The organism is Microvirga tunisiensis, from assembly GCF_009296175.1.
GTDB lineage: Bacteria > Pseudomonadota > Alphaproteobacteria > Rhizobiales > Beijerinckiaceae > Microvirga > Microvirga tunisiensis.
This window is the reverse complement of record NZ_VOSK01000203.1, coordinates 1-11,833: the sequence shown is the minus strand read 5'-3', so window position 1 is coordinate 11,833 and position 11,833 is coordinate 1. Positions and strand designations below refer to the sequence as shown.

Genomic DNA, 11,833 nt, shown 5'->3' with positions numbered 1-11,833 from the left:
CTTTGCAAACACCTCGTTCGGATCACGCCCGGCAAGCAACTGGTCCAGAAGTTCTTTCTCGATAGCCATACGATGGTCCTTTCCTCTCCATCACTATGGCCTCACGCACAAAATTCCTGACAGTCCCGGTCGAGGAGATGTTGCTCGAGCGGGGCATTCTCGTCTCTTATGAGACAGTCCGCCGCTGGGCCTTGAAGTTTGGGCCGGATTACGCTCGCCGCCTCAGGCGCAAGAGACCAAACCGTCGCGATATCTGGCATCTCGACGACGTCGTGGTCACGATCTCCGCAAGAAGCAGTGGCTCTGGCGGGCGGTTGATCAGGACGGCTATGTGCTCGATGAAATCGTCCAGACGCGGCGCAACACCAAGGCGGCGAAGCGGCTGTTGAAGAAAGGCTGTCCACCGCGGCGAATGATCACCGACAAGCCGAACACCGCTCGCACAAGGGGCTCAACAATCGGGCCGAGAATTCCCATCTCCCGTTCCGCCGACGCGAACGAGTGAGGCAGGGCTTTCGATCTGCCGGAGGGCTGCAGAGGTTTGTCAACGTGTTCTCTGCCGTCCGCACCCTGTTCGCTCCACCCCGCTCCCGCCGCTCTGCCCGTGCGACCCACCTTCACCGCCTCACCGCCATGGCGGAGTGGAAAGTCGCGGCGAATGTCGCCGCTTGAAGCTGTCAGGCGGCCGAATTTGCCTCCATGCGCCCGATGCTCGTTAACGTGACAACACCAGGCGACCAGTCTCCCTGTCGAAGAAAACGGCAAGAGCCGAGGTTGCAAGCTTACGGCCGAAGGCACGCGCGCTTTCGAACCCTAAGGGATCAAAGTGCGCGAGGGCAATGTCGACCAGCCGTCGCGGCATCATGCGCGACGACGCGACGACGACTAGCGGCTCCTCGACGGAATAGACCGGCATGATTTTGGTGAATGAGCCGTCAGACAGCATCAATTCATAGTCGCCCAAAGCGCGCTGCAGAATCATCTGCAGCGCCTTGGCCGGGCGATATTGCCGCACCAACATGTCAAAGCTGGCTGAGATGCCGCGGGCCGGAAGCGCTGCTGACAGAAACACCTGCACCTTAGGATCTGGCTCGTGGCGCTCCTCCGAAAGGATCACAGCCTTTCTCGCGGGCAAAGCTTGGGCAGGTGCTGTTCTGTTGCCCGTCGGCCGGCCGATCTGCTCGATTGATGCCATCGTTTCTGACGGATTAGGGGAGGCGAGCGTGCTCGCTGTGGGTGTCCTCCCAGATCGAATTGCAGTAAGTCGGCAAGCCTCCATCACCGAAACCGTCGGCTTACGGATTCCCATTTCAACCCTCCAATGCCTTCTCGACGAAAGCACCAATCACAGCAAGCTCATCCAATGCGCGCTGATTGTTACGGAACATCAGTCGCATTGCCGGGTTGCGGGCCATATTTGCGACAGTCATATGCAACATGCCGCGCTCTTTAATCGCCGCGAAGGCGTCACGCTCGTACATGGACGTGTCGAAGAGCGGCAGAACGTCCAGCACGTCGTAAGCGGCTTGTTGAGAGACCGTCAATCTACCCGTAGGCACTCGCTGGCGAAGAATGGCAGTATGCGTTTGCAATCCCTCTGCTAGTAACAGCTCAATGATGTAGCGGTAAGTTGCGAGCGCTTCATCGATGTCAAGAGGTGTCAGCATAGTCGGCACCAGCAGAAAATCGGAACTGGCAATTATAGTGCCGTTCAGTTCGCTCGCTCCGCCGTGAGTATCGGCCAGGGCATAGTCGAAGCCGCTAACTTCCGCCTGTTCATATACATCTTCCAGTAGCGGCAACTCGTCGGCCACGAATACCTCGCATTGCGGGTCCCAAGCGTCGTTGCGAAGGGCATTTTCTTTCCACTTAGTGAGTGGGCGGTTTTCGTCGGCGTCGAACAAGGCAACCTTCTTCTGGTTGAAGGCAAGTGAGGAGCACAGACCCATTAGGGCCGTGGTTTTCCCCGCTCCACCTTTGAATGAGCAGCAGGCGATCAGTTTCAAGTTGTAATTCCCTCCGCACAAATCGACGTCTTACATATCTGCAATAATCGATTAATAACATGCAGAGTATATACTGCCAATGGGTTTGCCATTGGTAAACATATCCTGAACCCGTCCAATTACGATTGTAATAATTATCTTGTACTATTTCGAGCCTAATATAACTGTGTATTTTCCTGCGTAACTTTTTACGCTCCCGTAGAAACTATCGAAGCACAAACAATTTGTATCCAAATAAGGACCCGGAAATATGACAGCGCGGAACTTGCCCGGCTTGTTCGATAATGCCCCGATACGTGGAAGCCGGCGCGCCGCGGTTGCCGACCCTAACGGCTACAAGATAATCAGCGTGCGCTTACGCTTGGCCGAATTCGAATCTTTCTCGGAGCAATCACGTGCGTTCGGACTGACGAGCAATTTGGCACTGCGCATCGCGGTACGCCGGATAGCGGGCTTTCTGGAAATTGACGCCGAGACCCGCCAAAACCTTCAGGAAATCACCAACAGCATCGGTCAGATTGCCGAAACGCTCACAGACATGAGCCGGATCGCAAGCCGCGATGGCGCCGTGGATATGGACCGCTTCGAGAGGCACAGGCAGCAGTTTGGTCAGGAATTCGCCGCGCTCGATGCCCTTCTTCGCACAATACTGAATGTGTCGCGGCGGCGGCGGGACGGTCGAAGGCTATTGCAGGAAGCCGTGCGATGACAGGATCTTCTGAAAACAATGCTGCCAGGTGGCCCGGATGCCCCACCCGCAAGCCGTCGTAAGAATTGTGCCTCGGGGCGGGGCTCGTACCGCACGACAGATCCGGGATCAGCTGCATTACCTATCTCGCGAGGGCGCGGTCGAACTCCGTCGTTCCGAGCGTCATCAGGGCGTCGTGCTACCATACGATCGGCTCGACGAGGTGGCGCGTAGTTGGGCCGAGCAGACCGGTAACTATCAGCCCGGCCAGCCAGACGCAGAAAACAACCAGGACCTGACCACGCATATCGTCGTCAGTTTTCCGCATTCCACCGATCGCGATAACGCGCGCGCTGCCGGCCGCGCGTGGGTGGAACAAATGTTCGGTTCGAGGCGCAACAGTGATAGTTTCGACTATGTCACCGCCTTTCATGTCGACCGGCAGCACCCGCATCTACATGTGGTGATCAATCGCCGGTCGCTGGGAGGCCATTGGCTGAAGATCTCGCGTCGCCACCCGCATCTCAACTACAACAATATGCGCGCCGCGCTTGTCGATGCCGCCTACGACAATGGTATCGCGCTGGATGCGACCTCGCGCGCCGAGCGCGGCATCATGGAGCGCCCGATTACCTATGCGGAATTCCGAGGCAGGCAGAGAGCTGGAGCAACCATTGCCATCGAGCCGCAACCAGAACCTGATATTCCCGTCACTCCTAGAGGAACACCCGAACCGCCAAACCTTGGCGACACTGGCGTGGGACCAGGGGGAGGCGGTCCAGGAGGACTAGGCCCCAGAGATAGCGCAGGGCAAGCACCCAGTAGCAACGCCGGACCCGCAACCCGCGACGATTCCGGCAACGATTTTCGCATGGACGATGATCTAGACCTGGGAGGGCGAGGCGGCCCCAGTGGCTCCGCAGGTGGGCCGGGACAAAATGCGGAGCAAGGCGGACAAGATGAGGGCAGTGTAGGGCCGCAGCGCCACCGCAACGCCCCCGCTAACATCGAAAACGGTGCTCAGCGAGCTGCCTCTGAAGAACGCGCAAGGCGGCACCGCCGCCGCGAGCCTGGACCTGAAGACCTCGATCCCAATCAACGGCGGCGCCTTAGCAGCGGCGGTGAACGCTCCCGCGACGGGAGCGACGAACGCTGACATATAACTGGAGAGCGCTGGACGATGGTTACCACAAACTCGAAGATCAACACGCTGTTGTTCGGCCTTGCGCTGTCATTCCCGCTCGGGCTGATATTCGCGAGTCTGTATGTTAGCCTAAAGGGCGGCTTCACCACCCGGGTACTCCGCGAGTTCGACCTCCTGGCTTTCTGGTATGAAACCCCCTTCTATCTCGGCTATGCCAGTGCGACGTTTTACACCTGTTTGGCCATTGTCGGCATGACATCGGTGATCATCATGGTTACCCTTACTGTTCTCATGCTTCGCTCCCAACACTTCGGAACCGCGCGATGGGCGCGGTTTTCCGAAATGCGCCAAAAAGGTTACATCAAGCCCTACCGGCGCATCACCGGTCCAATATTCGGCAAAACGTCCGGCCCACGCGGGTTTGGACAGTATCTCACCAATGGCGAGCAACCACACAGTCTGATCATTGCGCCCACCCGCGCCGGTAAGGGGGTCGGCGTCGTCATTCCAACACTCCTAACCTTCGATGGCTCGGTAATAGCACTCGACGTCAAGGGCGAACTCTTCGAGTCGACATCGAGGGCGAGACTGAAGCGCGGCGACCAGATCATCAAATTCTCGCCACTCGACAGGGAGGGACGCACCCATTGCTATAATCCGGTGCTCGACATTGTTGCCACGCCACCGGAGCGCCGCTTCTCAGAAGCCCGGCGATTGGCGGTTAATCTGATTGCGCCCAAAGGTAAGGGCGCGGAGGGTTTCATCGAGGGCGCACGAGATCTTTTTGTTGCCGGCATTCTGGCCTGCATCGAGTGTGGCACACCAACCATTGGCGCTGTCTATGATTTGTTTGCGCAGCCGGGCGAGAAATACAAGCTTTTCGCGCAACTCGCAGAAGAAAGCAAAATCCCGGAGGTGATGCGTATATTTGACAATATGGCCGGCAACGACACCAAAATTCTCACCTCATATACCTCAGTCTTGGGTGATGGCGGGCTAAATCTCTGGGCTGACCCGCTGATCAAGAATGCCACATCAAGATCGGATTTTTCCATTTACAACTTGCGCCGCGATCCCACGACAATATATCTGTGCGTCAGCCCCAACGACTTGGAGGTAATCGCGCCGCTCGTGCGGCTGTTCTTCCAACAAACCGTGTCCATCTTGCAACGTACTATGCCGAAGACGGACGAGATTTTTGAGGTCCTGTTCCTCCTCGATGAGTTCAAGCATCTCGGCAAGCTCGAAGCGATTGAAACCGCAGTCACGACGATTGCAGGATATAAAGGCCGCTTCATGTTCATCATCCAAAGCCTCGCGGCTCTGACCGGCGCTTACGAGCAGCCGGGCAAGGAAAATTTCCTCTCCAATACTGGCGTGCAGGTGTTCATGGCGACTGCTGACGACGAAACGCCCCAATACATCTCCAAAGCGATCGGTGACTATACCTTCCGCCAAAAGTCGAGATCTTACAGCCAGAAGGAACCGTTCAACGCTAACATTCAGACATCCGACCAGGGTGCACCGCTCTTACGGCCAGAGCAGGTGCGTTTGATCGATGACAACAAGCAAATCGTACTGATCAAGGGCCAGCCCCCGCTCCAGATGGACAAGGTGAAGTATTATTCTGACCGTCATCTGAAGCCCATTTTCGAAAGCCAGTCAGGTGCATTGCCCGAGCCAGACCCGATCCCGCTCATCGCAGAGACCGAGTTTGCGCCGAACGCTGTGGCACAACCCACGCCTGCCCCAGTCACTGCAAAGCCAACGGCGGCGCCTCTCCCCGCCGATCCGCCCGTGGTCTCCGCAGGCGGCAATGGCAGCGTCTCTGTGTACGATGATAGCAACGTCTCTCCCGTGGAAGCCGATGAGTTTGCTCAAAATGGCGATGTCGATCATGCGCAACAGCGCGACACCGAGGAGTTCGAACCCCAGGCGCTGGCGAAAGAGGAGCCATATTTGTACGAGACCGAACCCGAAGATGAGACCGAAGAACCGCCGGATCGGGCCGAAGTGCAGGCGTCGGGCATAGTCGGCTCGTGCCGCCAGGGGGCGCAGGAAGCGTCCGAGCAGCCGCCGGGCATCGCCGCACAACGCGAGCTGCTGGCGCGGATCATTGCGCTTCAGGAGCATGGCATTTCCAACAGCAGCGTGAAATCTTAGAACTCCTGTAGAGCTATGCTCGCCCCATAAGGCTGTATTGCACGGATCAGATTGCGCACGCAGTGGATGACTCGCAGCCCGAATTCAGGCGATGCGGGCGGACTTCGGGCATCCAGGCGCAAGCAGGCGGTTCAGGGCATGAACCGCGATGGCGACCTCAGTCGTGCGACGCCGATTCGTTCATGAGCGCAAGGCGTTCCCAATCCCTTGTTTCAGCCGGCTGATGGCGGTCTCTACCAGAACCCGACGCGTGTACCCGGACCGCTTCTGCCAGCCCGTGCGTCCATACTCGGCGATGCTTTGGAGATGCCGGTCGCGCTGGGTCGGAGTGCTTTCTGCAATGAGCTATGGCGGAAACTGGACGGGGCGGTAAAAAGTAAGTCGGCCGAGCGTTGTTCGTGCTGCTTTCCATCCGCTGCGGAAACGATCTCTCCCCTTGCTCCCCTGCGAGCCTGAAGGTCACAGCGAAAGGCTCGGCTTTAAGCCTGAACCGCGGCACATCTGCGGATATTCAGGCCAAGAGCGCGCAGATTTACCGTATAGCGCATGACGGGCATGCCACGAATGCGCAGGTGCGCAAGGTTCATCTGATGCTTCAGGCGCGACATCGTCGCTTCGATCCCGGCGCGCCATCGATAGGTTTCGCGGAATGCATCGCTGCTCTCGTAAAGGCGGCGCTTCTGATTTTCGGCCCGTGCTGGCGTGTACTGAAAGCGGGCGATTGAGCCGTCACGGCTGTCAGCCCGGACCGGGCAGCGCTTCCTGTTCGGGCATTGCCGACATACAGCGAGGTCGAAACGAGCCTGCAGTTTCGCCTGCGCGGCAGAGGTCGAGATCGGTGCGACGCCGTTTGGGCATCGCACCACCAGACCATCCTCGTCGAGGCTGAAGTCCTCCAGGGTCAGGCGCCCCGACGAGCATCCCTTGGCCGTACGGGCCGGAGCCACCAGGTCAATGGCATGCCCTTGAGCCAAGGCCATGTTGTCAGCCGATCCATAATGGGAATCGGCCAGAAGCCTCTTCGGCGTGAGCGAGCAGTCGGCCAGATCGTCCAAGGCGTCCGGCACCCGGTGTCCATCATGCACCGTCATCTTGTGCACTGCCACATGGGTGATCAGATCGGGAGGCCGGGGACCCGTTGGGCCTGCGGGATCGTCATCTTCCGCATAGGTTTCGACGATCTGCGCCATATAGCCCAACCCGCGGTGGGCGTTATAGCTGGCATCCGGATCGGCAGGGTTGCTGATGCCATCGCAGGGCATATCCCCAGGTTTGCGCGGAAGGGCAATCGCAGAGGACGTATCGGCATTCTCTCCTTGTCTGGATGCGAAACATCCTTGGCAGCAGCGACGACCCTGAGGGCTGGCGGCAAAGCGTCTGAATCAGGCGGCTTGAAGCGTCGGTTGGCCAGCTTCGGCTCGGCAGCCAGGCGGCTTTGCACGACCTGCTCAGGAGATCGCCCCTTGAGCACGCGCTGGCGTCTCCGGTTGTAGGCCTGGTTGAAGCCTTTGAGCAGCGTCTCGAGATCGCGATGGCTGGAGATGGTGATGCCGAGCACCTCGCGCTGCACCCGGCCGTTGAAGCGCTCGACGAGACCATTGGTTTGCGGCGTGTACGGCTTGGTCCTGCGGTGCTCCACCTTCAGCTTCCGGCAGGCCTCCTCGAAGCCATCGGCGGTGAAGCACGAGCCGCGGTCGGTGAGCACGTGCGTGATCTTGAAGGGGAAGGCGCGGATCGCCTCGTTCAGGAAGGCAACCGCGCTGGTGGTCAGTTCGTCGTCGCAGACGGCCAGGTGCACCCAGCGCGAGCAGCGGTCGATGGCGACATACAGGTACCGTTTCCGCCGCTCGCCATCGGCGGTCTGCAGCTTGGGAAGGTGCTTGATGTCCATGTGCACGAAGCCGAGATCGTAATCCTTGAACGTGCCGCTCCGGCGCTGGCGCTGCTGCGCCGGCGGCAGGCGCCCCAAGCCTTCCGCCTTGAGGATGCGGTAGACTGCATCGCGGTTGAGATGCGGCAGGAAGTGGCTGACCACAAAGGTCAGATCATCGAGCGGAAAGCCGGTGGCCTGGCGCAGAGCACAGACGATGGCGCGCTCCTCGTCGGTGGCTTTCCACGGCAGCTTGTGCGGCCGGCTGGAATGGTCCTGGCAGTCTTGCACGCCACGTTTGCGCCATTTGCGGACCGTCTCGGGGCTCACGCTGAAGCGCTGGGCCAGCACGCCGGTGGGCTCAGACGAGCGGGCAATCTCCTGGCGAACGGCGGGGGTGGTGCGAGCTTGCGGATGAAGGGAGTGCATCACGTCCTCCTGCGCCGAGGAGCTCGGCGCTGCAGGCCGTCAAAGCGCCAAGTATACTCCTCAATCGCGCAACGCACCTGATCCCAACAACGTTCCGCTACCAAACAGGTACGGACCTGAGTGTGCATAGCGTTGAGGAGATCGCCGCCGTGGCAGCCACCCTCAACGCAAGGCCGCGAAAGACGCTGGGCTGGAAAACCCCTGCCGAGGCGCTTGACGAATGGCTGCGGGAGGGCAACAAAATCCGTGTTGCGACGATCGTTTGAATCCGTCCAATACGTGTCCCTTAAGTACACCGAGCGCCTCGCCGAGGCCGGCATCGAGCCATCGGTCGGCCGTGTCGGCGCCTCGTACGACTGTGAGAATGTGAGAGCGGCTCGGAAGGCCTGACCCTTCGTACGATTGACTGCGTGTCATTGTATTGACGTGTCGGTCCTCCGGGCGGCACCTGACGGTCTGCTGTCGCGTGACTTGATAGGAGCTTGAGGGTCTCGTCCCATCACAGTCCTGTCCGCCCGCAGGAACCTGTCAGGTTCTTACCTGCGGAGGACGAGGAATGCGCAAGACTGATCCTGCCGAGAACATCATCGGCATTGACACTCACAAGGAGGCCCACGCCGCTGTCGCCATCAACGGGCTGGGAGCCCGCCTCGGGGCAATGACCCTGCCGGCCAGCCGTAGAGGCTATCACGAGCTGGAGAGCTGGGCTCAATCCTTGGGTCCCGTTCGCGCCTTCGGGATCGAGGGGACAGGCTCTTATGGGGCTGGCGCGGGAGAGAGGCCACCATGTCATCGAGGTCAACCGCCCCAATCGCCAGATCCGGCACCAGCATGGCAAGACTGATCCGCTTGACGCTGAGAACGCGGCCCGCGCCGTTCTCAGTGGCCAGGCAAGGGCGGCTCCGAAGTCGGGCACCAGCTCCGTGGAAATGATCCGCCATCTCAAGGTGGCGCGCGACACCGCCGTGAAGAGCCGCACCCAGGCGATGGTCACCCTCAAGACGATCATCGTCAATGCTCCCGCTGCCTTGCGCGAGAGCCTTGACGGCCTCACCGGCAAAATGACCCTGATCCGCCATTTAGCCGCCCTGAGACCGGGAGCGATGACTTCACCAACAGCCTCCGCCAAAGCGACATTACGCGCTCTCGCCCGGCGCTGGCTGATGCTCAATGCTGAGATCAAAAGCCACGATGCTGCTCTCGATGCTCTGACCACCGCCTGCGCGCCGACCCGGAAGGAGGCCCATGGCATGGCGACCGGCACGGCGGCCGAGATGCTGATCCTCGTCGGCGACAATCCCGAGCGCATCCGCTCGGAAGCAGCCTTCGCCAAACTGTGTGGCGCCTGTCCCATTCCGGCCTCGAGCGGCAAGACTTCACGTCACCGTCTCAACCGCGGTGGCCATCGTCAGGCTAACGCGGCTCTATATCGCGTCGTCATTATCAGGATGCGCAGCCATCCACCAACCCTTGACTATGTCCGTCGACGAACGGCAGAGGGTAAAGGCAAGATGGAGATCATTCGCTGTCTCAAGCGCTTTGTCGCACGGGAGATCTTTGGCTATCTCTGCCGAGCCAGAAGGGATCCCACGACGGTCCATTCGACCTCTTGACCTCTATAGGAGCATCAATGCTCTGGCGAATGCTCTGGCGGAGACCGTCATCGGCCTGTTCAAGGCCGAGGTGATCCATCGGCGCGGTCCATGGCGCTCCTTTGAGAGCGTCGAGTTCGCCACGCTCGAAGGGGTGGATTGGTACAACAACCGGCGCCTGCTCGAGTCCATCGGCAGCATTCCGCCCGCCGAGGCGGAAGCCGCCTACTACGCTCAGCTTGAGGTCATGCCGATGGCCGCGTAAAATCCAAGCCAATCAGCCTCCGGAAAACTCGGCGCGGTTCAGATCACAACGACTACCAGCTCCTGCGCAAGGTTCCAGGCATTGGACCGATCCACGCCCTGACCATCCTGGCGGAAGCCGGTGATCTGCGCCGCTTCGGGCATCATCGGCAGTTCCTGAAGTTCTGCGGCCTTGATCTGGCCACCTGCAAGTCTGGCACATTCCGCGGCCGCACCAAGCTGTCGAAGTACGGCAATGCCCGCTTGCGCCGAGCGCTGTGGATGGCCGCTCAAGTGGCAATGCGCCAGCGCGACAACAGCTTTCGGGATAAACTCGGCCGCTACACCGAGCGCGATCGCCACGATGCCGATCGGCGCCGCAAGGCCGTAACAGCGTTAACCGCCAAGATGGCCCGTGTCGTGCACGCGGTGATCAAGGGCGGAGTAGAATACCGGCCGTTCTTTGAGCGTCCGGTGCCGGGTGGAAGGACCTCTCTCTGTGCGGGCCGTGAGGGCGCGTCAGCGACCCTGTAGATAATGTTTGGGCCTTCCACCTGGGGTGTATCTCGTATTGAGGACGGTGAGGACCACGGCATGCCCGCTGGATCCTGTGTTTGCTATGGGAGAGGACAATCCCGTTGACGGTGGAAGCCACCTGGCTCACTTTACTTGCAGCGCCGATCCAGCAAATCGGCGTGCTGAGATCTGTTGGCCCAGCGCCGCTGCTGCTTCCCCACATAGGACGTTGTCTGAACGAACGTGCCCCGGAACACCCCGCAGGATGAACAAATCCGAGAGCACATCGATTACATCGACTGCTTTCAGCTTCCGGCTCACCCGGATGACCGGCACTCATGCGGGAACTCGTCAATCACGTTCAGCATCCGGTACTTTCTCCCGTCATGGGTGCGATCCTCGACGAAGTCGTAGCTCCAGACATGGTTGGGCCGCTCTGCTCGCAGGCGGATGCAGGATCCGTCGCCAAGCCAGAGGCGGCCTCTCTTCGGTTGCTTTTGCGGCACTTTCAGCCCCTCCCGTCGCCAGATCCGCTCGATCCGCTTGTCTTTGACGACCCAGCCGGCCTGCGAGCGCAGGAGTTCTGCGATCTTGCGGTAGCCGTAGCGGCCGTACTGGCGGGCGAGATCAATGAGGTCGGCCGTGAGTCGGGCCTCATCGTCTCGACCTTGCGGAATGCGCCGCTGCGTCGAGCGATGCTGTCCGAGTACACGGCAGACCCGGCGCTCGGACAGCTTCAGGGTCGATCGCACGTGCGCAATGCAGGCGCGGCGACGGGCGGGGCTTAGAGGCTGGTGAGCAATTATCTTTCCTTTCGCGTGAGGCGACGCAGCAGGATGCGGCTCATGGCGAGATAGAGCAACATCTCGCCGGTCTCGACCAAGCGTTCGTAGTCCTTGGCGAGCCGCCGGTTGGTGGTGAGCCAACCGATGGTCCGCTCGACAACCCACCTGCGTGCGAGCACCTGGAAGCCACTCGGTCGCGTCGGCGGCTCCGCGTCAGCCCGCATCCAGGTTCCGCCGCTCCACCAATGCTGCGGGATGGATAATCTCCAGCTCAGGGCCTTCTGGAGCCAGTCCTTCAGCCCACGATAAGCCGTGTCGGCCCACATCAACTCAATGGCCGGAAACAGATTCTGCAGACCCTCCAGCAGGAGTTCGGCTCCGGCGCGGTCATGGAGGT

At 60.1% G+C, this 11,833-nt stretch carries 8 protein-coding genes and 6 pseudogenes; 8 read left to right on the top strand and 6 right to left on the bottom strand.

Annotated elements, in window-relative coordinates:
• Positions 1–128: 128 nt before the first annotated feature.
• A pseudogene (locus tag FS320_RS29655) lies at positions 129–672 on the top strand (IS6 family transposase); the annotation flags it as partial.
• Positions 673–715: 43 nt separating this feature from the next.
• Here FS320_RS29655 and FS320_RS29650 read toward each other — a convergent pair.
• Positions 716–1,309 carry a VirC2 family conjugal transfer protein gene (locus tag FS320_RS29650; protein ID WP_152715840.1) on the bottom strand — a complete coding sequence of 198 codons (594 nt, stop codon included), beginning with the start codon at positions 1,307–1,309 and terminating at the stop codon, positions 716–718.
• 1 nt (position 1,310) lies between these two features.
• Complete coding sequence (locus FS320_RS29645; protein ID WP_152715839.1) at positions 1,311–2,006, bottom strand: conjugal transfer ATPase VirC1; 696 nt, start codon at positions 2,004–2,006, stop codon at positions 1,311–1,313.
• A gap of 250 nt (positions 2,007–2,256) precedes the next feature.
• Here FS320_RS29645 and virD1 point away from each other — a divergent pair, with 250 nt between their 5' ends.
• Genes virD1 through virD4 form a run of 3 tightly spaced genes read left to right on the top strand, consistent with a single transcriptional unit; the run spans position 2,257 to position 6,001 of the window.
• Positions 2,257–2,715 (top strand): T-DNA border endonuclease subunit VirD1, encoded by a 459-nt coding sequence (gene virD1, locus FS320_RS29640; RefSeq protein ID WP_152715838.1) that lies wholly within the window; start codon positions 2,257–2,259, stop codon positions 2,713–2,715.
• Between the two features lie 37 nt (positions 2,716–2,752).
• The gene (locus tag FS320_RS29635) at positions 2,753–3,850 is read left to right on the top strand and encodes a relaxase/mobilization nuclease domain-containing protein (RefSeq protein WP_152715837.1); all 1,098 of its coding nucleotides are present in this window, start codon (positions 2,753–2,755) and stop codon (positions 3,848–3,850) included.
• Positions 3,851–3,874: 24 nt separating this feature from the next.
• The gene (gene virD4, locus FS320_RS29630) at positions 3,875–6,001 is read left to right on the top strand and encodes a type IV secretion system ATPase VirD4 (protein WP_152715836.1); all 2,127 of its coding nucleotides are present in this window, start codon (positions 3,875–3,877) and stop codon (positions 5,999–6,001) included.
• A 479-nt stretch (positions 6,002–6,480) separates the two neighbouring features.
• Here the strand turns inward: virD4 and FS320_RS29620 are convergent, their stop codons facing one another.
• Positions 6,481–7,191 carry a transposase gene (locus FS320_RS29620; protein ID WP_162003332.1) on the bottom strand — a complete coding sequence of 237 codons (711 nt, stop codon included), beginning with the start codon at positions 7,189–7,191 and terminating at the stop codon, positions 6,481–6,483.
• Positions 7,192–7,319: 128 nt separating this feature from the next.
• Positions 7,320–8,300: pseudogene (locus FS320_RS29615) on the bottom strand (IS481 family transposase); the annotation flags it as partial.
• A 98-nt stretch (positions 8,301–8,398) separates the two neighbouring features.
• Here FS320_RS29615 and FS320_RS29610 point away from each other — a divergent pair.
• The 4 genes and pseudogenes from FS320_RS29610 to FS320_RS29595 all read left to right on the top strand — a co-directional run.
• Positions 8,399–8,566 (top strand): annotated as a pseudogene (locus tag FS320_RS29610) (IS30 family transposase); the annotation flags it as partial.
• 492 nt (positions 8,567–9,058) lie between these two features.
• Positions 9,059–9,913, top strand: coding sequence for a transposase (locus tag FS320_RS29605; RefSeq protein WP_202882911.1), 855 nt, complete (start codon positions 9,059–9,061; stop codon positions 9,911–9,913).
• Positions 9,914–9,941: 28 nt separating this feature from the next.
• Positions 9,942–10,157 (top strand): annotated as a pseudogene (locus tag FS320_RS29600) (IS3 family transposase); the annotation flags it as partial.
• Between the two features lie 41 nt (positions 10,158–10,198).
• Positions 10,199–10,673 (top strand): annotated as a pseudogene (locus FS320_RS29595) (transposase); the annotation flags it as partial.
• A gap of 206 nt (positions 10,674–10,879) precedes the next feature.
• Here FS320_RS29595 and FS320_RS29590 read toward each other — a convergent pair.
• Positions 10,880–11,469 (bottom strand): annotated as a pseudogene (locus FS320_RS29590) (DDE-type integrase/transposase/recombinase); the annotation flags it as partial.
• Positions 11,454–11,833: transposase (locus tag FS320_RS29585; protein WP_152711663.1), on the bottom strand; the 380-nt coding region annotated here is incomplete at its 5' end. The pseudogene FS320_RS29590 and the gene FS320_RS29585, both read right to left, overlap by 16 nt.